This window comes from Streptomyces triculaminicus (assembly GCF_017349075.1).
Lineage (GTDB): Bacteria > Actinomycetota > Actinomycetes > Streptomycetales > Streptomycetaceae > Streptomyces > Streptomyces triculaminicus.
The window spans coordinates 1,506,973-1,533,631 of sequence record NZ_JAFMOF010000002.1; the positions used below are offsets into that span (position 1 = coordinate 1,506,973).

General features: G+C 70.5%; 27 protein-coding genes. 16 read left to right on the forward strand and 11 right to left on the reverse strand.

Going from position 1 to position 26,659, the window contains the following annotated elements:
• Positions 1-5: 5 nt before the first annotated feature.
• The gene (locus J1792_RS16975) at positions 6-1,979 is read right to left on the reverse strand and encodes a serine/threonine-protein kinase (RefSeq protein ID WP_207247613.1); all 1,974 of its coding nucleotides are present in this window, start codon (positions 1,977-1,979) and stop codon (positions 6-8) included.
• Between the two features lie 256 nt (positions 1,980-2,235).
• On the opposite strand from J1792_RS16975, the gene J1792_RS16980 reads away from it, so the two are divergent.
• The 3 genes from J1792_RS16980 (at position 2,236) to J1792_RS16990 (ending at position 6,259) form a co-directional block, all read left to right on the forward strand.
• Positions 2,236-3,639: a hypothetical protein gene (locus tag J1792_RS16980; RefSeq protein ID WP_086567835.1), complete on the forward strand. Its 1,404-nt coding sequence runs from the start codon at positions 2,236-2,238 to the stop codon at positions 3,637-3,639.
• A gap of 71 nt (positions 3,640-3,710) precedes the next feature.
• Positions 3,711-4,973, forward strand: a complete 1,263-nt coding sequence (locus J1792_RS16985) for an AAA family ATPase (RefSeq protein ID WP_207247614.1) — start codon at positions 3,711-3,713, stop codon at positions 4,971-4,973.
• On the forward strand, positions 4,970-6,259 hold the full coding sequence (locus tag J1792_RS16990; protein ID WP_207247615.1) for a vWA domain-containing protein: 1,290 nt from the start codon (positions 4,970-4,972) through the stop codon (positions 6,257-6,259). The genes J1792_RS16985 and J1792_RS16990 overlap by 4 nt, the downstream gene beginning before the upstream one ends.
• A gap of 68 nt (positions 6,260-6,327) precedes the next feature.
• Here J1792_RS16990 and J1792_RS16995 read toward each other — a convergent pair whose 3' ends face one another.
• On the reverse strand, positions 6,328-7,080 hold the full coding sequence (locus J1792_RS16995) for a nucleotidyltransferase domain-containing protein (protein WP_086567794.1): 753 nt from the start codon (positions 7,078-7,080) through the stop codon (positions 6,328-6,330).
• 301 nt (positions 7,081-7,381) lie between these two features.
• Here J1792_RS16995 and J1792_RS17000 point away from each other — a divergent pair, with 301 nt between their 5' ends.
• Both J1792_RS17000 and J1792_RS17005 read left to right on the forward strand, forming a co-directional pair.
• On the forward strand, positions 7,382-7,852 hold the full coding sequence (locus J1792_RS17000) for a DIP1984 family protein (RefSeq protein WP_207247616.1): 471 nt from the start codon (positions 7,382-7,384) through the stop codon (positions 7,850-7,852).
• A gap of 786 nt (positions 7,853-8,638) precedes the next feature.
• A complete protein-coding gene (locus tag J1792_RS17005; RefSeq protein ID WP_242645946.1) occupies positions 8,639-9,925 on the forward strand; it encodes a M20 metallopeptidase family protein in 1,287 nt (428 codons plus the stop codon).
• 30 nt (positions 9,926-9,955) lie between these two features.
• Here the strand turns inward: J1792_RS17005 and J1792_RS17010 are convergent, their stop codons facing one another.
• Entirely contained in the window at positions 9,956-10,240 is a 285-nt protein-coding gene (locus tag J1792_RS17010; RefSeq protein ID WP_086567791.1) for a hypothetical protein, read from the reverse strand.
• Between the two features lie 165 nt (positions 10,241-10,405).
• Between J1792_RS17010 and J1792_RS17015 the strand changes: the two genes are divergently transcribed.
• A complete protein-coding gene (locus J1792_RS17015; protein WP_086567831.1) occupies positions 10,406-11,161 on the forward strand; it encodes a dienelactone hydrolase family protein in 756 nt (251 codons plus the stop codon).
• A gap of 71 nt (positions 11,162-11,232) precedes the next feature.
• Entirely contained in the window at positions 11,233-11,805 is a 573-nt protein-coding gene (locus J1792_RS17020) for a hypothetical protein (protein WP_242705152.1), read from the forward strand.
• A 56-nt stretch (positions 11,806-11,861) separates the two neighbouring features.
• Here J1792_RS17020 and J1792_RS17025 read toward each other — a convergent pair whose 3' ends face one another.
• Entirely contained in the window at positions 11,862-12,827 is a 966-nt protein-coding gene (locus J1792_RS17025; protein WP_086567829.1) for a glycoside hydrolase family 1 protein, read from the reverse strand.
• A 43-nt stretch (positions 12,828-12,870) separates the two neighbouring features.
• Entirely contained in the window at positions 12,871-13,512 is a 642-nt protein-coding gene (locus tag J1792_RS17030) for a PadR family transcriptional regulator (protein WP_086567787.1), read from the reverse strand.
• 119 nt (positions 13,513-13,631) lie between these two features.
• On the opposite strand from J1792_RS17030, the gene J1792_RS17035 reads away from it, so the two are divergent.
• Positions 13,632-14,309: a class I SAM-dependent methyltransferase gene (locus J1792_RS17035; RefSeq protein WP_086567785.1), complete on the forward strand. Its 678-nt coding sequence runs from the start codon at positions 13,632-13,634 to the stop codon at positions 14,307-14,309.
• Here J1792_RS17035 and J1792_RS35395 read toward each other — a convergent pair.
• From J1792_RS35395 to J1792_RS17055, 4 genes are all read right to left on the reverse strand, one after another.
• The gene (locus J1792_RS35395; protein ID WP_242705153.1) at positions 14,262-15,011 is read right to left on the reverse strand and encodes an AraC family transcriptional regulator; all 750 of its coding nucleotides are present in this window, start codon (positions 15,009-15,011) and stop codon (positions 14,262-14,264) included. The two genes, J1792_RS17035 and J1792_RS35395, sit on opposite strands and share 48 nt — an antisense overlap.
• 59 nt (positions 15,012-15,070) lie before the next feature.
• Complete coding sequence (locus tag J1792_RS17045) at positions 15,071-15,445, reverse strand: VOC family protein (protein ID WP_086567783.1); 375 nt, start codon at positions 15,443-15,445, stop codon at positions 15,071-15,073.
• Between the two features lie 179 nt (positions 15,446-15,624).
• Positions 15,625-16,116, reverse strand: coding sequence for an SRPBCC family protein (locus J1792_RS17050; RefSeq protein WP_207247617.1), 492 nt, complete (start codon positions 16,114-16,116; stop codon positions 15,625-15,627).
• Entirely contained in the window at positions 16,104-17,000 is an 897-nt protein-coding gene (locus J1792_RS17055) for an RNA polymerase sigma-70 factor (RefSeq protein WP_086567780.1), read from the reverse strand. Before J1792_RS17055 ends, J1792_RS17050 begins: the two co-directional genes overlap by 13 nt.
• 217 nt (positions 17,001-17,217) lie before the next feature.
• Here J1792_RS17055 and J1792_RS17060 point away from each other — a divergent pair, with 217 nt between their 5' ends.
• From J1792_RS17060 to J1792_RS17075, 4 genes are all read left to right on the forward strand, one after another.
• Entirely contained in the window at positions 17,218-17,790 is a 573-nt protein-coding gene (locus J1792_RS17060; RefSeq protein WP_086567778.1) for a hypothetical protein, read from the forward strand.
• Between the two features lie 158 nt (positions 17,791-17,948).
• Positions 17,949-18,557, forward strand: coding sequence for a DUF7691 family protein (locus J1792_RS17065; protein ID WP_207247618.1), 609 nt, complete (start codon positions 17,949-17,951; stop codon positions 18,555-18,557).
• Positions 18,558-18,634: 77 nt separating this feature from the next.
• Positions 18,635-19,567, forward strand: coding sequence for an AraC family transcriptional regulator (locus J1792_RS17070; RefSeq protein ID WP_179198807.1), 933 nt, complete (start codon positions 18,635-18,637; stop codon positions 19,565-19,567).
• A gap of 125 nt (positions 19,568-19,692) precedes the next feature.
• On the forward strand, positions 19,693-20,364 hold the full coding sequence (locus J1792_RS17075; RefSeq protein WP_086567777.1) for a dioxygenase family protein: 672 nt from the start codon (positions 19,693-19,695) through the stop codon (positions 20,362-20,364).
• Between the two features lie 51 nt (positions 20,365-20,415).
• Here the strand turns inward: J1792_RS17075 and J1792_RS17080 are convergent, their stop codons facing one another.
• Positions 20,416-21,549 carry an AI-2E family transporter gene (locus J1792_RS17080; protein ID WP_242705154.1) on the reverse strand — a complete coding sequence of 378 codons (1,134 nt, stop codon included), beginning with the start codon at positions 21,547-21,549 and terminating at the stop codon, positions 20,416-20,418.
• A 274-nt stretch (positions 21,550-21,823) separates the two neighbouring features.
• Between J1792_RS17080 and J1792_RS17085 the strand changes: the two genes are divergently transcribed.
• The 4 genes from J1792_RS17085 to J1792_RS17100 all read left to right on the forward strand — a co-directional run bounded on the left by J1792_RS17085 (position 21,824) and on the right by J1792_RS17100 (position 25,051).
• Positions 21,824-22,615, forward strand: coding sequence for an alpha/beta fold hydrolase (locus tag J1792_RS17085; RefSeq protein ID WP_242705499.1), 792 nt, complete (start codon positions 21,824-21,826; stop codon positions 22,613-22,615).
• Positions 22,616-22,832: 217 nt separating this feature from the next.
• Entirely contained in the window at positions 22,833-23,540 is a 708-nt protein-coding gene (locus tag J1792_RS17090) for a M24 family metallopeptidase (protein WP_086567772.1), read from the forward strand.
• Between the two features lie 163 nt (positions 23,541-23,703).
• On the forward strand, positions 23,704-24,642 hold the full coding sequence (locus tag J1792_RS17095; protein WP_086567770.1) for a GDSL-type esterase/lipase family protein: 939 nt from the start codon (positions 23,704-23,706) through the stop codon (positions 24,640-24,642).
• 250 nt (positions 24,643-24,892) lie between these two features.
• Positions 24,893-25,051: a SapB/AmfS family lanthipeptide gene (locus tag J1792_RS17100; protein ID WP_107430997.1), complete on the forward strand. Its 159-nt coding sequence runs from the start codon at positions 24,893-24,895 to the stop codon at positions 25,049-25,051.
• Positions 25,052-25,252: 201 nt separating this feature from the next.
• Here J1792_RS17100 and J1792_RS17105 read toward each other — a convergent pair whose 3' ends face one another.
• On the reverse strand, positions 25,253-26,593 hold the full coding sequence (locus J1792_RS17105) for a YhgE/Pip family protein (protein WP_086567768.1): 1,341 nt from the start codon (positions 26,591-26,593) through the stop codon (positions 25,253-25,255).
• Between the last annotated feature and the right edge of the window lie 66 nt (positions 26,594-26,659).

Sequence of the window (26,659 nt, forward strand, 5' to 3'; positions counted from 1 at the left end):
TCGTCTCAGAGGCCCTTGAGCCAGTCGAGCAGGCCTCGGCGGGGAGCGGCTTGGGTCCACTCCTTCAGAGATGCCTGGACTTCGGCGGTGAACGAGGCGTCCGGCCCGAGCACCCTGACGCAGTCTGCCGCGAGAGGTTTCAGGAGGTCACGTGCCTGAGCGCTGTATCCGAACGAACCATGCAAGTCCGCGGTGAGCTTCCTGACGACAAGGGACAACGCCGAATCAGGGCCGTGGGCCGCCGCGCAGTCGGCCGCGAGCGCGGTCAGCCGCGTCACCCCCTCCTGGCCTCCGGCGAGTGCGGCGATGGCTACCGCTTGTCCGAGGCGTGCGAACAGAGTGAAGGGCGCGACCGGGCCGAGGACACGCAGGCAGTCGGACAGCAGCAGACCGACTGTGTCCAGCGCGCCCGACGGGTCGACGGCGATGTCACATATCGACGCGGCGGTGTGGATCTCGAGCGTGATACGCGCATCGCGTCCACGGGCGGCCGCGCAGTCGGTCACCAGCGACGAGAGCAGCTCCCTTGCCCGGCCTTCTTCTCCAGCGCCGTCCGTGGAGATCGCGTGCTGCATTCGCGCGCTCAGCGTCAAAGGGTGACCTGCTCCGAGCACGCGGGCACAGTGGCTGATCAGGATTGCACCGAGATCTCGTGCTTCGGCGTGGGCGCCTGTCGAGTGGAGGGCGTCGGCGTAATGGACCCGGGCTTCAAGCGTTTCGGCGGCGTCGGACCCCAGGACGGCAGTGCAGTCGGCTATCAGGGGCGGAAACAGATCTCGGGCGAGGTCCGGCCTCAAGGCGTCATCGGTGGATTCGGCGTGCTGGATCCTCGCCCGCAGGGTCAGAGGGTGCTCGGGCCCGAGGGCGAGCGAGCAACGGGCCATCAGCTTGGCGGCCTGGTCGCGCGCCTGCTCGTAGCCGCCCGCCTCAGAGGTGAAGTGCGCCAGCTGGAGCCGTGCCTCAAGGGTCTGAGGGTTTTCCTGACCCAGCGTCCGGACGTGATCGGAGACCACGCCGCGCAGGAGGTTCCTCGCCGTGTCGGCACGCCCCTTTTCGCCGATGTGCACAGCCTCCTGCAGGCGGTGGAGCAGGATCGCCTGCGGATCGGCGCCGGGTGCGCCGCTGGTGAGGACGGTGAGTGGACGCTCCACCTGCGAGGCCAGGGCGGCCAGCCGCGTGCAGACGGCGGCGGCGTCTGCAGGGCGCCGGCCGGGGTCCTTCGCCAGCAGGTCCAGGACCAGCCGGTCGGCTTCCTCGGGAAGGTCCGGGTGGGTGGCGCGGGGTGCCGGTGGCGGTTGGTGCAGGTGGCGGTAGAGCACGATGAGCGGCGCCGCGTCGGGGTCGGTGAAAGGCGGGTTGCCCGTGAGTAGTTCGTAGAGCACGCACCCCAGCGAGTACAGGTCCGAGCGCGCGTCCACCGGGCCGTTGCCCGCGCGTTCAGGAGCCGTGTAGTTCACCGTGCCGATGACTTCGCCCGTCATCGTCAGGTTCAGTGAGAAGGCTGCACTCTTCGCGATGCCGAAGTCGACCACCTTCAGGGTGTCGGTGCTCTCGTCGACCATCACGTTCTGCGGCTTGATGTCCCGGTGGATCACCCCGGCCGTGTGCGCGGCCTGCAGCGCCGCGCAGATCTGCCGCGCCCAGCGCAGTGCCTGCTGCGTGGGCAGAGGCCCGGCGGTGAGTATCTGCGACAGCGAACGCCCGCCGAGCAGTTCCATGACCAGGAAGTCCTGCCGGCTGCCGTTGTGTTGCGTCCGGCCGAACTCGTGCACCGTGACGATGTGCGGATGGGACAGGCCGCCGGCCGTGATCGCCTCCTGCCAGAAACGCACCTCCGCCTTCTCATGGCCGGGTTGTTCCGTGCGGGTCAGGACCTTGACGGCGACATGGCGCCGCAAGTGCTCATCGAACGCCTTCCATACGACGCCGAAGCCGCCCTCGCCGAGCGGGTCGATCAGCCGATAGCGCCCATCCAGCATGTCACCCGGCTCCATCGCTCCCCCATGCGCCGTCCGGATCCTGATCGCCAAGAGCGATCGTCTCAGTGCGTCTCGGTGATACCCCGCCTCAGCGGTGGGCACGCCCGGCCCCACTGAGGAAGCGTTCATGCCCCCTCAGGACGGAGAACATCCGGGCGCCCGGCAGACGGACCGGAGCGAGGAGCGATATGATCACTGCGATGATGACTCCTTCTTCTCACAGATCGGGGGTCCTGTCCGCGCAAGGTGAGTGCTGATGCTCACTCAGACCGCGAACGGGGATTCCCGCTTTTCCTTCTGGCTGCGCGTGCGCGAGTTCGCCGTGCCGCCGTCCATGATCGAGACTGCGACCGCCCGCCGGTACGCCGGCGACTGGGCGGGGGCGTGCGCCGCCGCAGGCTTCGATATCGATCTCAACCTTCGCTCCACAGCACGTACCCATGGCCAGGAACTCGCAGCCCGCGTCCGGGCCGACCTCCGTCACCTGGCGCCCGACCTGCTGCGCTGGCACATGCCGAGGATCGCTCCCAACGGGCTGCTGCGCCCAGGCCTGACCACTTCTCTGGCCCGGTACGACCTCGCGGGGCGCGACGGCGCGAGCCCCGTGCACCTCGTGGCCCGTACCCCGCCCGCCTGGGCGGACGCGGGCCAGCGGATCAGCCTCGCGCTGTGGGACGAATCCGGCTCCGAGGCCGGCGCCTCCCCTCATCCGCACTCCCGTCCCCACCAGCGGTTCCGCCTCGACCTGCACCGTCACCTGTGGGACGCGCGCAGGACCGGTGAACTACGGACCCGGTCCGGCGCCGACCGGCTCCCCGCGGAGAGCCGCCCTGTGTTGGGCGCGGAGCTGCTGGAGGCGGTGCCGCAGGGGCATCGCTGCGCCGTGGACCGGTGGGCGGCCGAGGCGGGCATCCTTCTGCACGCCGAAGGACGGTCCTCCGGCACCGTCACCGTACGGCTCGGGGCCCGGCATCGGCTGGTCCTGGACCTGGGCATGAACGAAAACGGCGGAGCACCGCCCCCGTTGCGGATCGCGGCGACGTCCACGGAAGGCGGAGTCTCCGTCCTGCCCGACGCGGCGACCTGGGTGCTGCCCGACCTCGAACTGCTCCGCACCGGTGCGATCGAGGCCGATCGGCTGCACCCGCTGGTCGCCTCGGCGCTCGTACCGGAGTACTCACTGCCCGACCCGTCCCGTCCGCCCCGGACCTCGGACCGGGCGGGAGAGCCACGCCTCGTGGAGTGCCGGGGAGCACAGCACCGGATCGCCCTGGTCAACGGGGTGCTCGCCCCGCTGGACCACGACCCGGCCGAGATCAGGCGGGAGGAACTGCTGGCCGCACTGACCGGCACTCCGCTTCCCTGCCTGCGGGCGATCGACGAGGCGCACCGTCATCCCGACTGCCTCACCGGCGTCCGCGAACGCCTGGACCATGGCGACACAGCCGGTGCGCTGGCCGTCGTCGAGGGCCTGCTGGGCCCCGACGCACTGCTGCGCGCCGGCGCCCTGCGGGACGAACTGGAGACGGCAGCGCTGCGGCGGATCACCTACGGGCTGTACAGGGCGGGTCTGTTCGGCCCCGGGCCCCGCCGTATCCCCCCGAAGCGTCGCCGTCCCGTTGCCCGCCGCTCCCACCCGCGCCACGCGATCTCCCGCTGACCCTGGGACCTCCGTCCCCCCCTGCACACGCACACCCATACGCCTCACCACGAACCCCTAGGTGATCACACATGCCCGCATGCGCCCCGTTCGCTGCCACCGAAACCCCCGCCGACCCGGCCCGCACCTCCCAACTCGACGTCGCCGGCGAGTTGCTGACCCTGCTGCGCGACACGACGACCGAACCGCGGCCCGACACACAACTCGAGGCCCTGACCCTGGCCGTGGCCGCCGACCTGCCCGTGCTGTTGTGGGGCGAACCGGGGATCGGCAAGACCGCGGCCCTGACACAGCTCGCCGCAGCCCTGGACCTTCCGCTGACCACAGTGATCGCCAGCGTGCACGAGCCGTCCGACTTCTCCGGCCTGCCCGTCGTCGGGGACGATCCCGCGGAACAGGGCGTCCCGATGGCCCCGCCGGACTGGGCGGTGCGCCTGGTACGGGCCGGCCGGGGACTGCTGTTCCTGGACGAGCTGTCCACCGCACCACCCGCCGTTCAAGCCGCCCTGCTCCGCCTCGTGCTCGAGCGACGGATCGGTTCCCTGCAACTGCCGCCCGGGATCCGGATCGTGGCCGCCGCCAACCCACGCTCCTCGGTCGCCGACGGCTGGGAGCTCAGCCCGCCTCTGGCCAACCGGTTCGTCCACCTGCAGTGGACCCACGACCACGAGGTCGTGGTACGCGGCCTCGGCGGGACCTGGCCCCGAGCGACGCTGCCACGGCTCGACCCGGAGAAGCTGCCGGAGGCCGTGAGCCATGCCCGCCGCGCGGTGTGCGGACTCCTCTCCGCCCGCCCCGCGCTCGTACACCGACTGCCCGGCAACGAAGCCCGCCGCGGCGGCCCCTGGCCGTCACCCCGGAGCTGGGAGATGACCCTTTGCCTGATCGCCTTCGCGACCGCGGCCGGCTCCTCCCGGGACGTGCTGTCCCTGCTGGTCAGGGGCACCGTGGGAGACGGGCCGGGGCTGGAGCTGCTGGCGGCTCTGGACCGGATGGACCTCCCTGACCCCGAGGCGCTTCTCGCCGACCCCGCCGGCGCCGCCCTGCCCGAGCGGGGGGATCTGCGCCAGGCCGTGCTCGACGGTGTGGTGGAGGCGGTCCGCCGGCGTCCGGAGCAGTCCCGCTGGGACGCGGCGTGGGCGCTCCTGGCCCGGGCGGTGGAGACCGGAGCCCCGGACCTGGTCGTCGTCCCCGCGACCACTCTCGCCACGCTGCGGCAGGAGGAGTGGGACGTACCGCCCTCGATCGAGGGGCTCGCCGGCGTGGTGTCCCTGTCCCGGCGAGCAGACCACGCGGCGACCCGGGCGACGGCCGCCGCGAAGGCCGGCCGATGACAGAGCCATCAACGACCTTGGACGTACCGACGACACCGGACACATCGACGACCCTGGACGCTCCGGGGGCACTCGACCTCGAGAAGCTCTTCGCCGCCCGGCTGCACGCCGTTCGGGTCCGGCCCTACTTGGCGACGGCCCTGTTCGCCCTGCACACCGTGGAGTCGCGGCGCGTACCGACGATGGCCGTCGACCGGTACTGGCGCTGCTACGTCTCCCCGGCGTTCGTGGACCGGACCCCCGTGGAGGAACTGGCCGGCGTATGGGTGCACGAGGTGTCGCACCTGCTGCGCGACCACCACGGGCGCAGCGACCGGGTCGCACGGGAGCGCGGGCTGACCGGCCCGGGGGAACGGCTGCGGATGAACATCGCCGCGGACTGCGAGATCAATGACGACGTGTTCGGCGACGGGCTGGTCCGGCCCGAAGGCGCCATCGATCCGGAGTCCTTGGGGCTGCCCGAAGGGGAGCTCATGGAGGACTACCTGCGCCAGTTCAGGCTCGGGCCGCACACGCTGAGCGTGACCTGGCTGGACTGCGGCAGCGGAGCCGACGGACTCGAACGGGAGTGGGACCTGGGCCCGGACGGCGCGCACGGCCTCAGCGAGCAGGAGATAGACGCGGTCCGGTTCCGGGTGGCGCAGGGCATCACCGGCCGTCCGGGGAACGCCCCCAAAGCGTGGCGGCGGTGGGCGGAGGAGGCGTTCCATCCGCCGCAGCCGTGGCGGGAGTTGCTGGGATCGGCGGTCCGCTCGGCCGTCTCCGGCTCCGGCGCGGGCGAGGACTACACCTACGGCCGGCCGTCGCGGCGCTCGGCCGGGGTGCCCGGCGCCGTTCTGCCGAGCCTGCGGCGCAGTCCGCCTCGCGTCTCCGTGGTCATCGACACCTCCGGGTCGGTCAGTGACACCGAACTGGGCAGCGCCCTCCTCGAAGTCACCGCGATCTCCCGTGCGGTGGGCGGCTGGCGCGACCTGATCACCGTACTGCCGTGCGACGCGGCGGCCCGGATCGTGCACCCGCTGTGCCGTGCCGAGGGCATACCGCTGATGGGCGGCGGGGGTACGGACCTGCGCACGGGTTTCGCCAAGGCGCTCCGGGCACAGCCCCGCCCCGATGTCATCGTGGTCCTGACCGACGGCCAGACGCCCTGGCCGGCCACGCGACCACCGTGCCGGACGGTGGTGGGCCTGTTCTCCCGGCAGCATGCGGCGTGGGACGAGGACGATCCCGATTACGTTCCGGACTCCCCGCCCGCGTGGGCGCGCGTCGTCGACATCGGGGCCTGATCCGCCGCTCGGTGGTCCTGGGCGTTCACGTCCCGCCCAGGACCACCGGCGCCCGCCCTGCCGTTCCTCTATGCGGCAGCGACCTCGAACAGCGTCTCGGCCTCGGAGATCGCCCGGGTCAGGGCCTCGGGATCCGGCCGCAGCCCGGCCACGATCGTGTCGACTCCTCGTAGGCCGGCCCGCTGCAAGAGCCGTTTCTCGTTGGTGACCCACTCACCGCGCGCCGCCAGCACCGCATGCGCCGTCTGCATGGCCGCGATGGCCAACGCACCCGCGACCTCGGCGGCCCGGCCGTGCCGGGCGTACGCACCCTTGGCGTACTGGAGTGTCGTGGCCGCCCGGTCGCGCCACATCGGCGGGGCCGCCTCGCGCAGCGCCTGCGGGTACTCGGGGCGGGGCAGCGTGCCGTGCAGCACCTGATTGACGGCGAGTTCGGCGACCAGCAGATAGCTGGGGATGCCGGCGAGGTGGAACATCAGCGGCTCCCAGTGGAAGCGCCCCTGCCGGGCCTCGGCGAGCTCGTGTTCGACGACGTCGAGGTCGCGGTAGTGGACGTCGACCTGCCGGCCGTCGATCCTGAGCCAGGCGCCGCCGTTGAAGACGCCCCCGCCCCAGTCCCCGATGCCGGAGACTTCGCCCTCCCAGCCGACAGCTCGTAGGTCGGCGGGGTCGAAACCGCCCCGGTAGTACACGGCCAGGTCCCAGTCGCTGTCGGGGGTGTGGGTGCCCTGAGCGCGCGAGCCGCCGAGCGCGACGGCGCGTACGGCGGGCAGGGCGGCGAGCCGGGCAGCGACGTGGTCGAGGAAGATGTCGTCGGTCATGGCGATCCGATCGTGAATCGTGAGAAGTGGATGACGGGCGATGCGGGCCGCGGCACACCGGATGAACGCCGGAGCAGGGCTCGGGCGGCGGTGTTGTGCGAATCGATGCACCGGGGCGTAGTCAGCACTTCATGAAGCAGACCTTAGCGTGCTTTCCCGCTGCCCCGGGGAGCCGGGGTGCCGGTGGCGGACCGTGCCTCGAACGGCCTGGTCCGAGCCCCGACGGAGCGAAAACCAGGTGCGTTTGAGCCGCTTTGCCTCCGTATACTTGCGCGAGCCGAAAAGACGGGAGGTGGGGACGATGAAGCTTGCTGAGGCGCTGGCAGAACGCGCGGAGGCGACGCGCCGTGTGGAACAGCTGCGAACGCGCGTCGTCGGCAGTGCGCGGTATCAGGAAGGCGAGAGGCCCGCCGAGGACGCGGCCGAGCTGCTGGCCGAGGCCGGTGAGGTGCTGGGCACCCTGGAGACGCTGATCCGGCGGATCAACCGGACCAACGCGGCAGTGGAGATGGGCCAGGACGGCACGCTCACCGACGCGCTCGCACGCCGCGACGTGCTGCGGCTGCGCCACTCGGTGGTCACCGCGGCGGCGGACGCGGCAGCGGGCACGGGCGAGCGGGGCTACGGCCGCCAGCTCCGTTCCGAGCTGATGGTGCTCTCCGCGCTTCCTGTCGCGGAACTGCGCCGTCAGGCAGATGGCATCGCCCGGGAGATCCGTGAGATCGACATGCGGATCCAGCGGGCGAACTGGGAGGCCGACCTGCTGGACTGAACAGTCCAGTCCCAGCAGGCGTGACGATGTGGAGCAGGTAGCCGTTTCGGAGGCGTGCACAAACCGAGGGCCGGCGGTTTTCCGGCCCACCTATGGCGCGTGAAGAGCAACGCTGGGGTTCGACTCCCCATGAACCGTGCAGCTCAGCATCGCGTACAGGTAAAAGTGCACATCGCACAGAACATCACCATGTGCAGATCCGAAGCGGCGAGGGCGGGTTCGGGGCATTCCACATCCCATCAGCAGGCCGGACGGTAGGGGCCGTCCGGCGCAGGAAGTTGCCGGCCTCAGACGGAGAAGCCGGAGATCCTCTGCGGAGTCACCCGGACGACCAGCCGGAGGACATCGTCCGACCCGGCGGGCGGGTCCTCGCCGAGGTACTTGCGCGAGAGCCTGCGCGGAAGCGACTTCTTCCGGTCCCGTCCAGAAGCTTGCGCGTCTCCTCGTCGAACGCCACTGACATGGCCTCACCCTTTTGTTCAGCATTCCGTATGTTCTCTGCCTGCGTGGAACGGATGCGAGGGCCGAGTTCCTCCCGACGCGGGATCAGATAGCCGGCGTCCCGGCCGTACTGTCGCGATCTTGCTGAACGTGCTGTGCCGGGAAGGGCGGCGTGGTCGTGGATGCGTGGGGGCCCGACTGGGAAGAGTGGTGGGGACTGGTACATCCATAGGCGGCTGGGGAGGTATCACCCGTGCGTGTGGCGTTGCTCATCGGTACGGTCGGACCAGCGCAGGCTGTGCGTGCCGTCCTCGAGGCGGTGACCGACCGATGAGCCTGAACGGCATGGACCGGGTCGAAGCGCCGGGCGACGAGGAGGCGATGCCCCCGTCACCGCTGCTGGCCGAGGCCCGCGGGCTGTTGCCCGGCATCGTCGCCGTGCGGCGCGAGATCCACCGCACTCCGGAGGCCGGCATTCATCTGCCCCGGACGCAGCAGACCGTGCTGCGCGCGCTCGCCGGCCTGGGGCTGACCATGTCCGTCGGTGAGCGCCTCAGCTCGGTCGTCGCCGTCCTCGAGGGCGCGGCCCCGGGCCGTACCGTTCTGCTGCGGGCCGACATGGACGCACTGCCGCAGCAGGAGGAAACCGGGCTGGAGTTCGCCTCGCAAAGCGAAGGCTTCATGCACGCCTGCGGTCATGACACGCACACGGCCATGCTCGTCGGGGCGGCCTGGCTGCTCGCCGCCCGCAGGCAGCGGCTCGCGGGACGGGTGGTGTTCATGTTCCAGCCGGGGGAGGAGCTCAGCGGCGGGGCCCAGCTCATGCTCGAAGAAGGCGTACTGGGCGACGCGGAAGACTCCCCGAAAGTGGACGGGGCGTTCGCCCTGCACGTCGCCGCCCGTTATGAGGCGGGGACGGTGCACCTGCGCCCGGGGCCGCAGTTCGCCGCCGCGGACTTCGTGCGCGTCACCGTGCGCGGCCGGGCCGGTCACGCGGCCGCGCCGCACAAGGTCCTCGACCCGGTGCCCGTGGCCTGCGAGATCGTACAAGCCCTGCAGACCATGATGACCAGGACTGTCAGCGTCTTCGACCCCGCCGTCCTCACGATCGCCAGCGTCACGGCGGGCAGCACGTTCCACGTCGTGCCCGAGACCGCCGAGCTCCACGGCACCTACCGCACCTTCACCGACGCCAGTCGGCAGGTGGTGCGCGACGGCATCGTCCGGGTGGCCCACGGCGTGGCCGCGGCCCACGGAGCGGTGGCGGACGTCGAGCTCGTCGACGGCTCCCCGGCCCTGCACAACGATCCGCTGTTCACCGCCGGCGCCCGCCAGGCGGCGGCGACGGTGGTCGGCCCCGGCCGCGTCCACGAGATGCCCCACCCGACCATGGGCGGCGAGGACTTCTCGTACGTCCTGCGGCGCGTGCCCGGCGCGATGGCCTTCCTCGGCGCCTGCCCACCGGGCCGTTCGCCCGCGACGGCTCCCGACAACCACTCCAACCGCGTCGTGTACGACGAGAGCGTGATGGCGATCGGGGCGGCCGTGCACACCGCGGTCGCCGAGGCGTTCCTGGCGGTTCCGGCGACCGAAGCACGTCTCTTCGGGGAGGGCGCGGACGGGAGTGCGTAGGCCCCTCGAGCCGAGAGTGGAGGCCGGCTGTCAGGTCTCGTCCTCCATCGCGGCGTCGCAGGTGCTGCAGACCCGGTCGGCGTATTCCGGGGCGTACCACGGGGAACCGGGGTGCTCCGACGGTTTCCCCGGCGCCGCCTCCATGGCGAACGTGTCCTTGCCGCAGAACGTCCGAGGGCCCAGTGCCGAGGAGCCCGGGGCGGTCGGCGCCGCATGTACCCGGCGGACGACCGGGGTCGCCTCCTCCCCACCGGACGCCCTGTCGGCCGCGGTCGGCGCCCTCTCGAGCTCGTACACCGTGATGATCTTCATCATGTGTCCGACCGTAGACCGCCTGGCGGGAAAACGCCGGAACGCGCGCCGTGGACGGGATGTACCGAGCCGAAGCGGACAGAGGAGGATCCGAGGCCCTCTCGGCTCGCTCCACCGGCACGCGCTAGCGTGACGGACACCAACATGATCAAGAAAGAGCGGTGCGCGATGTCCAGCCAGATGATCGACGTTCCCACACCCGACGGTACGGCCGATGCCTTCCTTGCCATACCTGATGACGGCGGCAGCCATCCCGGCGTCCTCCTCTACATGGATGCCATCGGGCTGCGGCCCGTGCTCCGCGAGATGGCCGAGCAGCTGTCGGCGCACGGCTACTGCGTTCTCGTCCCCAACGTCTTCTACCGTGCCGGTCGCGCGCCCGTTCTCGAGATCCCCGACCTGACGAACGCGGAGAGCCGCGAGACTTTCATCTCCCGCGTCATGCCGCTGCTGACCGAACACACCCCGCAGCGTGCGTTCTCCGACGCCCAGGCCTACCTGGACTTCCTGACGGTGCGGCCCGAGGTCCGTCCCGGCCCGGTCGGTGCCGTCGGATACTGCATGGGGGCGACCCTGGCCCTACGGACCGCCGCCACCCACCCCGGGCAGGTGGCCGCCGTCGCCGGCTTCCACCCCGCCTCCCTCGCCACGGATGCCCCCGACAGCCCCCACCTGCTCGCTCCCAAGGTGAGCGCGGAGGTCCATTTCGGGATCGCCGAACATGACGAGTCGATGCCGCCCGAGGCCGTCGCGCGCCTGAGCGCGGCCCTGGACGCCGCCGGCGTCCGCAACACCTGCGAGGTCTACCCGGGCACGGTGCACGGCTTCACCATGGCGGACACCGCGGTCTTCAACCAGGCCGGGCTCGACCGGCATTGGGACCGCCTGCTGGATCTCCTCGCACGGACCCTCACCGTCGGCTGACGGCCAGGGAGCCCTCCACCCATGCCCCCTGACCGGCTACGACGGCCCCAAGCCCGGTAGCCTCTGCCGCTGTGACCGCTACTGATGTGACCGCTCCTGACGCCGCGCCCATATCGCGCTTTCTCGTTCTGCACGACTACGGCATGGGCGGCTTGTGGTGGTGGATCCACGCGAGGTCGGAGCGGGAGATCCTCGAAACGTTCGCGTGGGTCGAGGTCGTCACGGACCCGGAGACGGTGGCATGGCGGGAGGCCGACGACAGCCTCGAGGAAGTCGACATCGACGCCCCGCGGATGCCTGCGGGCCTGGACGGACTGCGCGCCAAGCGTGACGCGCAGCGCGGGCAGCCCGGCTTCGGCGCACTCGCGGGCAGGGATGTCGTGTACCTGCGCCGCCGCTGGGACGAGGAAGACGACGAGGACCTGGCGGCGGTCTATCTGATGGAGCTGGGGCCCGACGGGCGCCGCCTTCGCGAGGTGGAGCTGGCCGAGGACGGAACCGGCCTCAAGAGCGGCCCCGACGACTGGCCCTTCAACCCGCCGGTTGTCGATCTCTTCGACCCGGAGCTTGTGGGCCAGGAGATCAGCCGCGGCGAGTTCGAGGAGCAGTGGGCCCGCGCCCGCCAGGCGGACACCGGCCCGTAGGGGGAGGCAGGCGGCCGTGTGCCGCCTGCCGAACTCTTTCAGGCCCTTCGGGTTCTTCAGGCGCTGAAGCGCTCGATGAGCGTCTTCATGCTGTCGAAGGCGGGCTTGGGAGTGTAGTCGTCGGTGGTGAGCCCGAATCGGTGGAACAGGCCGGGCTTCGCACTGTCGGCGTCGCGCAGCGAGAAGTGCGTATAGCCGCTCAGGTTGAGTTGTTCCGATTGGGCGGCGATGACCTGTACGACGGTCTCGACGATGTCGGCCTGCCGGTGCGGGGGACGGTGGGGTCCGGTGGGCCAGCCGTGCTCGGTGATGTGCAGGGGCAGGTGGCCCAGGCCGGCGGGAGCCAGCACCGCGTCACGGTGGTGGCGCAGCAGCCCCTCGACGGCCAGCGCGAGGTCCGGCATGGCGACAGGCTGGAAGACGTCGGGGAAGAAGTCCAGGCCCACGTAGTCCAGATCGGCGATGAAGCCTTCGCCTCCGCGGTGGGTGAGGTCGGCGACGAAGGAGGTGGCCGGGCCGAAGAGCGGGGTGGTGTTGAACCCGGCGCGTAGGTGTGTGTACCCGAGCTCGCGTGCTCGCTCCTTGACGACGGACACCCCACGGACGACCGCCTCGTGCACCGCCGGGTAGTAGCCGTCGAGCATCGGGTTCGAGGTGAAGTTGGGCTCTTCCGTCACTTGCAGGGTGCTCGTGACGGCGCCGTACTGCTCGACCAGCTCGCGCAGGAAGTCGCAGTAGCCGTCGACGTCTCCGGCGGTGGACTGGTACTGCGCCACCAGGTCCAGGCTGCGCCCCCGGGTGGCGTACCGGTCCGCGTCGGCCGGCGTCGCGGTGGCGTGCGGCTCGCCGAGCCGGGTGGCGTCGTCGAAGCGGGTGTAGGCGCGCACCAGGAACGGGCGGTCCGGCCGGCCCTGCAGCAGGTCGAGTGCGCTCGATATGCGGGCCGGGTCGTCGGGCGGGCCGACGGCCAGGCCCCCGGCGTCGTCACCGGAGATTCCCCCCGGGTAGATCCCGAAGAGCATGCCGTCATGCGCTGTCAGCGTCACGCGTTCGATTCCTCTCGGTTCAGTGGTCGTGCGGTCGTGCGGTCGGGGAGTGGTTGTCCCAGTGGTCCTGCGGTGGGGGAGTGGCCGTCGAGGCGGCCGGCCAGGTCAGCGAGCCGCCGCGGATGTCGTCGATGACCGAGGCGATCCATGCCAGCTCGGCGCGAGCGAGGCACAGCGCGTATTCGGCCTCGACCACGTGCAGGCGAGGCACGCCGGCCGCCAGGGCGTCCGCGAGGCGCTCCTCATCGGCGTCCGTGCGCTGCCGGAGGCGTTGGGCGCGCTCTGTCAGGGCCTCCACCGCGCCGCTCGGGCCGAGGGCGCCGAGGTAGGCGACCGTGCCCAGGAACTGCGAGAACTCCCGCCGCGGGTTGCGGACCTGGGAGTCCAGGCGCCGTACGAGTTCATCCCAGCCCGCCTGCGTCAGTGCGTAGACGGTCCTCTCCGGACGGTTTCCCAAGCGCTCCCGGCCCTGCTCGGCCACCCATCCCGCTTCGGCCAGGGCGGCGACGGTGTTGTAGAGCGTGCCCCGTGTGATCGCGGCCGCGTGGCTCTCGCTGCGTCGGCGCAGCTCGTTCAGCATCTGGTGGGGGTGCGAGGGCTGTTCCAGCAGGAGTCCCAGCACTGCCAGGACGATCGGGTTGTCGAGGGCGCGGCGTGGCATGGTCGAACTCTATCAGTCCAAATAGACTATCCAGCCCGAGGTGGTGGGCAGGTGGCGGGACCGACCGCGCGAGCGGTTCGTTCAAGACCGGGCGGCATCGCTGGCCCGAAGCTGCCCGTATGACCGAGCGAGCGACAGAGCCAGTGACTGAGCGACCCTTCACGCCCGCGCTGGGCCGCATCGCCCCCGTGCGCTTCTTCGATCTCGTCCTCGCCCTCATGCGTGAATCCCTGTGGCGCGGCCTGCTGGCCGCCCATGCGGCGCCGCGCCCGGGCGACGTGATCGTCGACGTGGGCTGCGGAACCGGCTCGCAGGCCTTGCTGTTGAAACGTGTGGAACCGGACGCCCGGATCGTCGGCGTCGATCCCGACCGTGACGTGCTGGCGCTGGCACGGCGAAAGGCGGATGCCGCCGGAGCGGTGCTGGAATGGCGGGTCGGCATGGGTGACGTGCTGGTGGAGCTCCTGGGCGCCGGATCTGCGGACACGGTCGTCTCCAGCCTGGTGCTCCATCAGTGTCCGGTCGCGATGAAACGGGCGGTGCTCGCCTCGGCGTTCGCGGTACTGCGGCCCGGCGGGAAGCTGGTGATCGCCGACTTCGGGCTGCAGCGGACGAGGCTGATGCGCCTGGCGTTCCGGTTCGTACAGCTGGCGGACGGCAGGGCGGACACGCAGCCCAATGCGGACGGCGTCCTGCCCGGGATGATCACCGAGGCCGGATTCCGGGAGGTGCGCGAAACGGAGGTGGTCTCAACGGCCTTCGGTTCGATCTCGGTGTACGTCGCTCGTCGCGGCTGACGGGCGCGGAATCGGCCGTAGCAGTATCGGCCGTAGGACCGAGGGGGTGAGGCCCATCATGTCGCGCATCTGCCGGTTGAGATGGGCCTGGTCGGCGAAGCCGCCCGTGATCGCCGCGTCGGCGAGCGACTGGCCTTCGCGCAGGGCCTCGGCCGCACGGATCAGCCTCTGCCAGATACGCCAGCGGGCGAGGGGCATGCCCAGCTGATGCCGAGCCAGCGCGCGAAGACGCTGGGGCGAGAGCCCCACCTCCTCGGCGAGTCTCGGCATCGGTACGCTCCGGTCCGCCAGCGCGTCCATCGCCGCCAGCAGCCGCCCGTCGATCCTGCTCGAGGGGCGCGCGCCGGCGGGACGGACATGCTCTTCACGGAGTTCGCTCAGGTCGGGAGCGGCGGTGATGCCGTTGACGTCATCGCCGCAGCGTTCGCGCAGCCGGTCCGCGAACGCGCAGTGCGGGTCGACGAAGAAGACCCGCAGGCTCGTCGCCGCGAGCATGCGGTGACGGACCATCGGCGGCACGATCAGCGCCACGTCGCGATGGCACGTCCCGGACGCGTCCAGCATGGTCACGCCGCCCTGGAGGGCGATGGCGATCTGGAAGGCGGCGTGACCATGAAACGAGCTGTTCGTCGACGGACCCAGATAGCACGCGTATCCCGCACGAATGACGAAGCGCGGCACCGACTCCTCCCCGGCCTCCACGCCCCGATGCTGCCAGCTCGGAGCCCCGCCGACGAGAGGCCGTCGTCCCCGAACGCCCCTTACAGGTACGGGCGGGTGATCAGCTCGATCGCGTGACCGGCGGGGTCCTTGAAGTACACCCCTCGACCGCCGTGCTCGTTGTTGATCTCGCCCGGGCGTTGCATGTGCGGATCGGCCCAGTGCTCGATGCCGCCGTCGTTCAGCCGCCGGTACGCCCGGTCGAACAGCTCGTCGTCGATCAGGAACGCGTAATGCTGCATCTGGATGTCCACCGGCGGCTCGGCGAACTGGAGCAGTACGCCATCGGTGAGCTGGATGTTGACGAACGGCCCCCAGGACGGCGCCTCGGGGATTTCCAGCAACTCCCGGAAGAACCGCGCCGACTCGTGGCGGTCCTTGGCGGCGATGATGGTGTGGTTGAACGTAACTGTCATGCGGTTGACCTCATTGATGTTCGACAGGAAGAACGGACTCGTGGTGCGCGAGCTGCGCTGGGGGTCCGCGTGCCGAACTGAGGGGGTGCCTTCTTCGCACCCGTCGCGTGATCAGCCCCCCACCGGGTGGCCAATCCGTGCGTGGCGTAGAGCCGTTCCGGTGTTCACGTCGGGTGACCCTACTTGACCTGGCGGTCCGTCACAACCGGATAGGCCTGTCGAGCCGATCCGCCGATCAGCGCGGCGTCGGCAGCGCCCAGGATGTTGCCGAAGGTGCGGGTGATCAGAGGCCGTACGAGGAGCCGTGTGAGGGCGGCACCGAGCAACGGGAGGCGCATCTCGGCGCGAGTGGTCCAGAGCACCCGGGTGCCGCCGTCGACCTCGGTGAACGTCATGCGGCCGAGCTCGTGCCTGGACGGCGGCAGGCTGCGCTCGACGACGTACTCGGTGGAGTACGGCGGGTCGTACTGGGTGACGCGTTCCCGGAACCAGCCGATCAGCCACAGGTGATTCCGGATCGCGCCGACGCCGTAGGGCGCGGTCTCGCCGCGCCGGGTCAGGCGGCAGCGCTGCACCAGGGGCGAGCTCGTGTAGTTGGTGGTCGTGGTGAGCCAGGCGAAGACATCGTCGATCGGGGCGTTGATGACGCGTTCGACCGTCATGGTTTCCACGGCTGATGACCTCCTCGGTCGAGTGGGCGCACCGTTTCGGCACGGTGCAGCTTGTCGGGGTTGCGGATGCCGTAGAGGCCGGTGATCCGTCCGTCGTGAATCTCGAACGCGACCAGCCAGTCGAGTTCGCCGTCGGTGAGGAACCGTGCCGCGGGCATGCCGTTGTAGGTGACCTGTTCGACGCGGGTCGTCGCGGCGGTGGCGCGGGTGACGCCGAGGACGAAGCGGGCGACGTCGTCGCGGCCGATGATCGGGCGACGGGCGGCGACGACCTTCCCGCCGCCGTCGGAGAGCTGCACGACATCGGGTGCCAGCAGGTCCATCAGCACCTGGACCTCTCCGGTCGCCGTCGCGAGCAGGAACCGTTGGACGATCGCCCGTGTGGCCTCGGAGTCGGGCTCGAAGCGACGGCGCCGCGCGTGGACGTGCCGGCGGGCGCGGTGGGCGATCTGGCGGACGGTGACCTCGGTCTTCCCGATCGAGGCGGCGATCTCGCCGTGGGAGTAGCCGAACACGTCGTGCAGCACGAACACCGCGCGCTCGGTCGGGTTCAGCGTCTCCAGGACGAGCATCATGGCCATCGACACCGACTCGGCCAGGACCGCGTCCTCGCTCACGTCGGGTGCGGTACGGATCGGTTCGGGCAGCCACGTGCCCACGTATTCCTCGCGCCGTGCCTTGACCGCACGCAGATGATTGAGGGCCTGCCGGGTCACCACCCGGACCAGGTAGGCGCGCGGATGCTCGACCGTGTCCGGATCGACCGCGCTCCACCGCAGGTAGCTCTCCTGCAGTACGTCCTCGGCGTCGCCGGCGCTGCCCAGCATCTCGTAGGCGATGGTGAACAGCAGCGGACGGTGTTCGGTGAAGGCGTCCTCAGCCATGGCCCGACCTCGGCCCGAGCACGCGTTGGCATCCCGGCATCACACCGGCTCCTCTCTTCGGTTGCCCATCGAGACACGCCGGACCGGCGAACCGTGACAGTCCCTCATTGTGATTCGCTTCACAACGCCCCTCCAAGGTCGCTGCGTTGGCCACAGCATGCAGCCCGTCGTTCGAAAATCACCGGCCGTCGCCGGTCTCACCAGCGAAGATGGGCGCATGCAGAAGATCTCTACGCTCTTCGTCCGTGACCCCGACGACCGCCGGTACGTCCTCCCCGAGGTGACGCCCGGCTGCGAGTGGGTGATCGCGGGCGAAGGCATACCGACTCGCAAGTACGACGGCACGTGCGTGATGCTCGACGGCACCGGCGAGTGGTGGGCCCGTCGCGAGGTCAAGCCGCGCAGGACGCCCCCGCCCGGCTACCTGGCGGTCGAGACGGACGAGGTGACGGGCAAGACCGTCGGCTGGGAGCCCATCGCGCAGTCGTCGTTCGCGAAGTTCCACGCGGAGGCGCTGGCGAACTTGGCGGCGGAGGCCGCCGGGACGTTCGCCCCGGGCACGTACGAGCTGGTCGGCCCGAAGGTGAACGGCAACCCGGAGCGCAAGGAGCAGCATGAGCTGATCGCCCACCGGGGTGCCGCGCAGTGCGACATCCCGGAGCGTTCCTTCACCATGATCCGCGACCGCGTCCTGACCTTCCACACGTCGGACGGCTGCGAGGGCGTCGTCTTCCACCACCCCGACGGCCGGATGGCGAAGATCAAGGCCCGCGACTTTCCGTCGTGCTGATAGCCGCCCGGCGGGGCGGACTGGAGCAGGAGTCCGGGGTATGGGTCCTCGCCCAGCACCTCGGCCGCGGGACAGCCGAACAGATCGATCCCGTCGAGCACGACAGGAACGACTGCCGGAGCGGGGCGTTGTCAGTGGGGGCGGCTAGTTTCCTTCTCATGAGTTCCGCACTGAGTGTCTATCTGCTCGACCCCGCCGCGACGCGTGCGCTGGTCGGTTCCCGCGACGACCAACTGCTCGAGGTGATACGCGACAGTTTCGGGGACCAACTGGCCCATGACGACGACTGGTTCCGTCACGAGATCGAGAAGGGCGCCCCCACCGCGTACGAGGCGCTGCGTACGGTCGTGCACGGCGGCCCCTTCAGCGAGGACGAGCAGCACGCCTTTCAGTACGGGTACGCGTACAAGCGGCTGTGCGAACTGACCGGCTCGTTCCTCGACAACTCCTGCTTCACCCCGCACCGGGGCGACTGGCTGTCGGTGGTGGACAAGGGGCTGACGGAGCTGGGGATCACCGCGGTGTCGGTGGCGGAGTTCGGCTATTGCGGCCTGCCGAATCCGCTGCCGTGGACGTACATGCCGGGGTGCGGCGTGTGGACGCCCGAGCAGTGCGCGCAGGCGCTGGAGCAGTTCGAGGAGACCAAGCGGAAGGGGCACGCGCCGCCGCTCGAGCCCGAGGTCGTGGACGCCGTCTTCGACTGCATCGGCTGGCTGCGGCTTGCGGAGAGCCGACCCGGGTTCGGTGTCATCGGCTTCGTTTCCTGAGATGGTGCATTCCGTTCCGAAGGAGCACCGGAGGGGCCGGGCCGCGCCGGATTGAGAGGCGGAGCATGAAGCGGAGCATGAACACGTGCGCGCATGAGGACACTCGGCACACCGACTCCGTCCCCCTGCACCGCTTGCAGGTCCCCCGGCCGCAGGTGCCGCCGTTCGCCATGGGCTCGTTCGACTCCCTCGGCCCCGATTCCCGGGCGGGCTACCCCCACCGGCACACCTTCTACGAGATCGTCTACGTAACCGGCGGTTCGGGTACGCACGTCATCGACCTCGTCCGCCGGCCGCTGCGCCCGCCGCACCTATGCGTACTGCTGCCCGGTCAGGTGCACCACTGGGAACGGGCCTCCGACCTCCGCGGTGTGCTGATGCTGTTCACCGAGGACTTCCTCCTGGCCCGTCCCGGCGACCGGCACCTTCTGCGCGCGCTCGGCGAGCGGCCATGGCTGCACCTGCCACCCGGGCCGCCGACCGGCCTTGCCGAGCCCGCCGAGCCGGGCGAGGACGGCGCCGGCATTGGTGCGCTGTTCCGGTCCATGGAACGGGAATGCACCGCCAAGGCGGACGGCTACGTCTCCGTGCTGGAGGCCTACCTTCACATTCTCCTCATACGCGCCCTGCGCCTGCCCGCCGCCCGGGAGCACGGCACGGCCACGGGCCGGGCGGTGGAGGTGTCCCGGACGTTCGGCCTGCTCTTGGCCGAGAGTGCAGGGGCCGAGGGATCGGTCGGTGCCTACGCGGCCCGCCTCGGCGTCTCGGTCGGCTACCTGAACGAGGTGGTGAAGCAGGCGACCGGCCGGACCCCCGGCGAGCTGGTGCGCGCGGCACGGCTCCTGGAGGCGAAACGTCTGCTGGCCGGCTCCGGCCTCGGCGTGGGGCAGGTCGCGCGGCGCGTGGGGTTCACGGATCCCGCGTACTTCTGCCGCTTCTTCCGCCGGGAGACCGGCATCAGCCCGGGGGCCTTCCGGCGGGCGGCCGCAGGCGCGGCCACGGAGGAGTGAGTCGGGGGACCGCGTCGGAGCGGACACCCACAGGAATCACCACGTTCACCGAACGGAGTCCATCGATCCGCACGTTCGTTCTCCCTAGGTTCGTCAGCGAGCCACTCACCCCCAGGAGGCGGACCATGACGGACGAGCACCCCGGCGCCGGAGCCGGCGCCGACGCCCCGGAACCCTTCGGACGGCGGTCGGTCAGTCGCAAGACGCTGCTGAAGGCGGCACTCATCGCGGTGCCCATGCCCGCGCTGCTCGGCAGCGGAGTGGCTCTCGCCCGCGACCACCGGCCGTCGGACCCGCCCCTCACCCCGACGCCGTACTGCGACGACGGGGACGATCCGACGCCGCCGCAGACCGAAGGCCCGTACTTCAAGCCGGACTCTCCCGAACGCGCCTCCCTGCTGGAACCCGGTACGCGCGGCACCCGGCTCACGATCAGCGGCTACGTCTTCGGCCTGACCTGCCGCCCGGTCGCGCACGCTCTGCTGGACTTCTGGCAGGCGGACACGGCCGGTGCGTACGACAACACGGGATTCCGGCTGAGAGGACACCAGTACACCGACGCGCGCGGAGCCTTCATGCTGACCACCATCGTCCCCGGGCTCTATCCGAGCCGCACCCGCCACATCCACGTCAAGGTCCAGGCGCCCGGGGGCCCCATCCTCACCACCCAGCTCTACTTCCCTGGTGAGCCCCGCAACAACACCGACCCGATCTTCAATCCGGCCCTCCTGATGAACGTCCGTCAGGCCGGCCCAGCGAAGCAGGCGACGTTCGACTTCGTCATCGGCGGAAGCTGACCGATCAACGTCCGGGGCGCGGCACGTCAACGCCGGATCGCGAGCGGAGCGTCACAGCGCGTCGATCCGGGGGAAGACGGCCTCGTCCAGAACGATTCCGATGCCGGCCGCGACCGGAATGGCGATGAGCGCGCCGACCACCCCGAGCAGCGCACCGCCGATCACCACGGCGACGACCGTGACGATGGGGTGCACGCTCACGGCGTAGCTCATCGCCTTCGGCATGATCAGATAGTCCTCGGCCAGGCGGAAGCCGACGTAGAAGCCGGCCGTGGCCAGCGCGACCGGGAAGGACACCGAGAGCGCGACCAGGCTGACCACCAGGCCGCCGATGGTGGAGCCGACCACCGGCACCATGTCCATCAGCGCGACGAAGACGCCGAGCGCGGCGGCGTAGGGCACGTCCAGGGCCACGCACCACAGGAACGTGGCGAGACCCGCGATGGCGGATGTGACCGCGTTGCCCAGCATGTAGCGACCCACGCGCCACAGGATCTCCTCGGTCACGTCGATCACCTTGGCGCGCCGGCTCAGCGGTACGAACCGGTAGGCGAATCGTTTCAGGTGCTCCATGCCGGCCATGAAGTAGATGGTCAGGATGATGACGAGGCCGGTCCCGGTGACCGCGCTGAGCACGATGTGACCCGCGCCCAGCAGCCCCCCGAGCACGGCCGAGCCGCCGCCCGCCCCGAGCTGCTCGCGCAGCTTGGCGACGAGGTGGTAGCGATTCTCGAGCCGGCCGAGCAGCGAGTGGCGGTCGTGGAGCTGCTGCAGCCACTTCGGCACGGCGTCGGCGAGCGCGGAGACCTCCTTGGATACCGGGGGGATGACCAGCGCGAGGAAGCCCGCGAGCGCCACCAGCAGGCCCGCGATCACGACGACCACCGCCCAGCCCCGGCCGATGCGCCGCCGCGCGAGCCACCCCACCACCGGCTCCAGGCTGATCGCCACGAACAGGGCCAGCAACAGGAGGGTGAGCAGGTCCCTGATGTGCAGCACCGTCTGCAGCGCCACGAAGGCGAGCGTCAGCCCCAGGCCGATACCGAAGCCGACGGCGAACCAGGACGACGTCGGTCGTACCCGGCGCTCGCGCCCCGCACGCCGTCCGCCCGGTCGCGCGCCGGCGCCCTCGGATGTCGCGTCCGCTCCCTCTTCTCCCTCTTCCGCACCGTTGCCGGTCAGCACTCCCTCCTCTCCGCCACCGGGCCCGGACCGGCGGTCGTCGGCCCGGGCCCGGTCGGTGCATACCCCTCCGGCGCGGCGCGTGACCGAACGGCGCGGAATACCACCTGCAGGGAGCATGGGGAGCCAGCCAGCCAGCCAAGCAGGCAGGCAGACGGTCCGCGGCCTCCGGCGACGGCGGATCCGCTGAGTGCCACCCGTGGGCCATTGCCGGCCATTGCCGGGCGTCCCGTCTCCCGTGCACCCTGATGGTCTTATGGAGACACGTACGTTGACCGTGCCCGGGGCCGAGATCTACTACGAGGTACGCGGATCGGGGCGGCCTCTTCTGCTCGTCAACGGTGGCGACGGCGACGCGGCCCTCTTCGGGCCGCTGGCCGCACTGCTGTCGGAGACCTACACCGTCATCACGTTCGACCTGCGCGGCAACTCCCGCAGCCGCCTCACGGGCCCGCCCGAGGAACAACGGATCGAGGGGCACGGCCAGGACGCCCACCTGCTGCTGAGCGCGGTCGCCGGCGGCGAACCGGCGTACGTCTTCGGCACCAGCTACGGCGGGATGATCGGCATGGACCTGCTGGCCCGTCACCCCGACCAGGTGCGGGCTCTGGTGGCGCACGAGCCGTTCCTCATCGATCTCCTGCCCGACGCGGACCGCTGGCACGCGTTCTTCCAGGAGATCTACGACCTGTACGAGCGCGAGGGGCTCGACGCCGCCTTCCGGAAGCTCGGCGACGCGATCGGCGTGGACGCGCCGCCGGAACCGGCGGAGGGCCTGCCCGAGCCGGTGCGGCAGATGCTGGCGCGCCTGCGGGTCAACATGGACACCTGCCTGCGGTACGAGCTCCGCTCGTTCGTCCGGTTCAGGCCGGACGTCGCCGCACTGCGCGCCGCGCCGTTCACGCTGGTGGTCGGCGGCGAGGGGCCGCAGACGCTGCTGCACCGTACGGCGGGCGTCCTGGCGGAGAGCGTCGGCACCGGGATCGTGGAGTTCCCGGGCGGACACGTGGGCTTTCTGACGCACGCGGCGGACTTCGCGACAGCGTTGCGCGGCACGCTCGAGGGCTGAACGACGGCGACCGTCACCGTCCCGTATTCCCTTGTGCCCCCAGGGAACGATGTGGTGATCGACACGCAGATACGCGCCTCGCTGGATGGCTAAGCTTGCGAACGCGTGGCCGATGAAAGGGTTTTCCGGCCATGGAGGATCCCGCGTGTGTGCAGCCCGGTCTGCTGCCGCCGTGAGGAGCAGACCACCGTTCCAGGTGAAGTGGGGGAATTCGAACATGGCAGTGAAACCGCCCAAACACGACGAGGCCCGGCGCGTCGCGGGCCTGGAGGCCGCACAGGAGAAGGCGATCGCGCTGTTCGCCGAGGTGGAGGCGCGCGGGCTGGTGGCGCCCGGCGTGGGGGAGCGGGAGGCGAGCGACCGCATCCGGGACCTGGCGAACGAGATGTTCGGCACGACCAAGCACTGGCACAAGCGCATCGTCCGTTCCGGTCCCAACACCCTCGCCCCGTACCAGGAGAACCCGCCGGACCGCGTCATCGACGAGAACGACATCGTCTTCGTCGACTTCGGTCCGATCTTCGAGGAGTACGAGGCGGACTTCGGCCGCACGTACGTCTTCGGTGACGACCCGGACAAGCACCGGCTCGTCCGCGACCTCCCCCGCATCTTCGACGCCGGGCGCGCCGCGTTCGAGGCCGATCCCGGAATCACGGGCAAGCAGCTGTACGCCGAGGTCGAGCGCCTGGCCGCCGAGGCCGGCTGGAGCATCGGCATCTGGCACACCGGGCACCTCGTGGGCGAATTCCCGCACGAGACCAACGAGGGCGCGAAGACCCAGTCCTACATCACGCCCGAGAACGACGGCCCGCTGCGCCGCACCGACCGCGGGGGCCGGGTCTGCCACTGGATCCTCGAGCTGCACCTCGTCGACGAACAGCGCCGGTTCGGCGGCTTCTACGAGCAGCTGCTCGACCTGGCCTGACCCCTGGCAGAGTACGGCTGCCGGACCGCCGGCGGGACGTCGGGCGGGGCGTCGTCGCAGGTGAGCGTCGTGCGGTGTGCCTGCCTGCCTGGCTTGCTCTGCGGTCCGGCTCGGTCGTTAGGGTGGCGTGATCATTGTTTGAAGAAAGGCCACGGCGTTCACGGTGACCGAGTCCCGCCCCCACTTCCTGTTCTCCTTCGGCACGCTGAGGGAGGAGCACGTCCAGACCGCGCTCTTCGGTCAGTCCGTGCCCAGTTCCACGGCGTCGCTGGTCGGCTACACGACCAGGCCCCTGCCGATCACCGACCAGTCCGTGATCGACGCCAGCGGCCTTGATGTGCACCTGACCCTGGAGCGCAGGATCGGAGCCGTCGTCGACGGTGCCGTCCTGTGCCTCACCGACGAGGACCTCGCCGCGGCCGACGCGTACGAGGTCGACGACTACACCCGCCGGCGGGTGCTCCTCACCTCCGGTGAGAGCGCCTGGGCGTACGTGGACGCGAAGCCGCTGCGCTCGGCGGAGCGCATCGTCATCGTGGGCGACAGCATCGCCTACGGACGCTGCGATCCGCACGGCGGATGGGCAGCGCACCTGGCGGCCGCTCACATCGCCCGGAACGAGGCCGCGCACCGGGTCTTCAACCTGGCCATCCCCGGCAGCACCCTGACCGACGTCAGTGAGCAGACGCCCCCGCTCCTGGCCGCTCGCCGGCCCGACACCATCCTCGTCGCCGCCGGCATCAACGACTCCGCCGTGCCGCTCGCCACCCAGCCGGCCGGCCACGACGGGCTGGCCCGCCTCGCGGACGACCTCGGCTCGCTGGCCGCCACGGCCCAGAGCCACAACGCGCGGCTCGTCGTCGCGGGCCCGACGTGGCTGGACGAGGCGCGCACCGGCGACTACGAGGGCTTGTGCTTCACCCGGGCCCGGGCGCTGGCCCTGCGCGAGTCCATACAGGCCTGGTGCGCGGAGAACCACGTCGACTTCCTCGACATGTGGGAGCCGCTGCGCGACAGCCCCGAACTGTTCGTCGACGGCCTTCACCCCACCGCCGAGGGCCATCAGGTGCTCTACCGACACCTGGAATCCCTCAGCCGCTGAGCCCACGATGGCAGCGGGCAGGCCTTCGGGACCGTTCGGGCTCGCCCGGGACCGGGTCTTTTCCGCGCGGCGCACGAACGGGACCCGGCAGGCGGTCCAACGACGCACGCGCCGCCCGAACACGCCTGCCCGCTCCCTGACCTGGGTGCTATTGCTGAGGTAAGCGATCGGTGAGTGCGCGGCCTCCTGGCCGTGCGGGCCGGGTCGGCCGTGCTGTGGGCACGCTGCGGGCCGGGGAGAGGTGCGGGAAATGATCCTTCTTGATCTTCAGGTCATGGGCGTCGCGTACCGGGTGTACGACGCGCGAGGCGAGGGGCTCGATGCCTCCACCGGACCCAACAGCGATCTCAGCGTCGGCACCTGCGACGAGCCGAGCAACTTGAGCGTTCTTTTGTGCCACGAAGGGTGATGGTGGGGAGGCCGCGGGCGGTACGTCGTCGGACTGCCCCGCCGGCGCCCGTTCGTACGCCGTGGCGTTCCCCTTCGCCAAAACGCCAAAACGCCGTTCAGGATGCCGGTTGCGGCATCCTGAACGGCGTTTCCGGAGCGTTGGGTGGGCGGCGAGGTCCTGTGCGGCAGGGGCCTCGCCGCCCTGTTGCGTCTACGCCCCTCAGGCTGTGGCAGACGCCGGAGCCGACTCGGCGGCCTCGGCGGTCTCGACGGCCTCAGCGGTCTCGTCGGCAGGGGGGATGCGGTGCATGCCCTTGCGGTCGTAGAAGCGGGTGACGCCGAAGCCGAAGACGACGGAGACGGCCAGGGCGATGCCCATGGAGACCCAGGCGCGGGTGAGGCCGGCGTCGGCCTGGGCGTCGTAGTAGAGGATGGAACGCATGCCATCGGTGATCTGCCGGAGCGGTTCGAACTCCGAGAGCCCGTGGAAGAAGCCGGGCAGCGCCTGCAGCGGGACGGTCGCCCCGGAGGAGGGCACGGCCATGGCGACGAAGATGATGGCCGAAAGCAGCATGCCGGGGACGCCGAAGGCGGCGAGCAGCGCCAGGGCGCTCACGCCGACGACCGCGATCGCGCCCACGGAGTAGAGCCACAGCAGACCGAGGTGGGAGGCGTCCATGCCGAGGACGCCGACGGTGGCGAACTCCACGAGGGAACCCATGACCACGGAGAGGGCGAGCATCAGGACGGTGCCGATGCCCAGCGTGCGGACCCGGCTCGTGTGCTGGAGGGGCATGCGCTGACGGATGGGCCCGAAGTCGGCGTGCAGGTAGCCGAGCGCGGTGTCGACCTGCGAGTTGATCGCGTTGGCGCCGAGCATGCCGCAGACGACGAGGACCAGCGCGTAGTAGAAGGCGCTCAGGCCCATGGCGCTGTGCGAGCCGAGCGGGTGGCCGTCGGCGATGACCACGGTCGCGGGATCGGCGAGCATCAGCTGGGAGGCCGGAGTGAGCTTGGCCCCCTGGCTGTTCGCACGGCTGAGGAGCTCCTTGCCGAGCTGGGCGGAGGCGGCGTGGGCGGCCTTCTGGTTCGCCTGGCTGGCCATGGAGGAACCGATGCTGCCGGCCGACTGGTTGGTCAGCACGGTCAGGGTCGGCCGTACGGGCTGCTTCTGCTGCTTCTGCTGCGGGCTGGTCAGCCCCATCACCGCGGCGGTGAAGTCCTTCGGCACGACGAGCGCGCCGAAGACCTTGCCCTGGCCCAGCCGCTTGTCGGCCTCCTTCTGGCTGAGGATCTGCCAGTCGAAGCTGTGGTTGTTGGCGGCGTTCTTCTTGATGCCAGAGACGACCTGGTCGCCGAGGTTGACGGGCTTGCCGCCCGCTTGGGCGCCGCTGTCGTTGTTGACCAGGGCGACGGGCAGGTCGCGCAGGTTGCCCTTGGGATTCACGTTGCCACCCACATAGAGCAGGGCGAACAAGGTGGAGACCACGGCGAGGATGAGGCCCGACCCGATCCACAGCCGCGGGCTGCGGAGCGCGGAGGAGGGCTGAGGGGAAGGCATGACTGCTCCGGATGGTTACATAGAGTAGCTAGATATTTAAGGTATCCAGTACTGGATAGTGGCAGT

Coding starts and splice junctions, on each gene's coding strand:
- J1792_RS17025 (WP_086567829.1), bottom strand. CDS start 12,827: ATGCTCTTCGGGATCTACCCGGGGGGAATCTCCGGTGACGACGCCGGG.
- J1792_RS17090 (WP_086567772.1), top strand. CDS start 22,833: ATGGCAGTGAAACCGCCCAAACACGACGAGGCCCGGCGCGTCGCGGGC.
- J1792_RS17015 (WP_086567831.1), top strand. CDS start 10,406: ATGTCCAGCCAGATGATCGACGTTCCCACACCCGACGGTACGGCCGAT.
- J1792_RS17030 (WP_086567787.1), bottom strand. CDS start 13,512: ATGCCACGCCGCGCCCTCGACAACCCGATCGTCCTGGCAGTGCTGGGA.
- J1792_RS16985 (WP_207247614.1), top strand. CDS start 3,711: ATGCCCGCATGCGCCCCGTTCGCTGCCACCGAAACCCCCGCCGACCCG.
- J1792_RS17005 (WP_242645946.1), top strand. CDS start 8,639: ATGGACCGGGTCGAAGCGCCGGGCGACGAGGAGGCGATGCCCCCGTCA.
- J1792_RS17060 (WP_086567778.1), top strand. CDS start 17,218: ATGCAGAAGATCTCTACGCTCTTCGTCCGTGACCCCGACGACCGCCGG.
- J1792_RS16995 (WP_086567794.1), bottom strand. CDS start 7,080: ATGACCGACGACATCTTCCTCGACCACGTCGCTGCCCGGCTCGCCGCC.
- J1792_RS17055 (WP_086567780.1), bottom strand. CDS start 17,000: ATGGCTGAGGACGCCTTCACCGAACACCGTCCGCTGCTGTTCACCATC.
- J1792_RS16990 (WP_207247615.1), top strand. CDS start 4,970: ATGACAGAGCCATCAACGACCTTGGACGTACCGACGACACCGGACACA.
- J1792_RS17100 (WP_107430997.1), top strand. CDS start 24,893: ATGATCCTTCTTGATCTTCAGGTCATGGGCGTCGCGTACCGGGTGTAC.
- J1792_RS16975 (WP_207247613.1), bottom strand. CDS start 1,979: ATGCTGGATGGGCGCTATCGGCTGATCGACCCGCTCGGCGAGGGCGGC.
- J1792_RS17000 (WP_207247616.1), top strand. CDS start 7,382: ATGAAGCTTGCTGAGGCGCTGGCAGAACGCGCGGAGGCGACGCGCCGT.
- J1792_RS17035 (WP_086567785.1), top strand. CDS start 13,632: ATGACCGAGCGAGCGACAGAGCCAGTGACTGAGCGACCCTTCACGCCC.
- J1792_RS17045 (WP_086567783.1), bottom strand. CDS start 15,445: ATGACAGTTACGTTCAACCACACCATCATCGCCGCCAAGGACCGCCAC.
- J1792_RS17010 (WP_086567791.1), bottom strand. CDS start 10,240: ATGATGAAGATCATCACGGTGTACGAGCTCGAGAGGGCGCCGACCGCG.
- J1792_RS16980 (WP_086567835.1), top strand. CDS start 2,236: ATGCTCACTCAGACCGCGAACGGGGATTCCCGCTTTTCCTTCTGGCTG.
- J1792_RS17075 (WP_086567777.1), top strand. CDS start 19,693: ATGACGGACGAGCACCCCGGCGCCGGAGCCGGCGCCGACGCCCCGGAA.
- J1792_RS17070 (WP_179198807.1), top strand. CDS start 18,635: ATGAACACGTGCGCGCATGAGGACACTCGGCACACCGACTCCGTCCCC.
- J1792_RS17105 (WP_086567768.1), bottom strand. CDS start 26,593: ATGCCTTCCCCTCAGCCCTCCTCCGCGCTCCGCAGCCCGCGGCTGTGG.
- J1792_RS17065 (WP_207247618.1), top strand. CDS start 17,949: ATGAGTTCCGCACTGAGTGTCTATCTGCTCGACCCCGCCGCGACGCGT.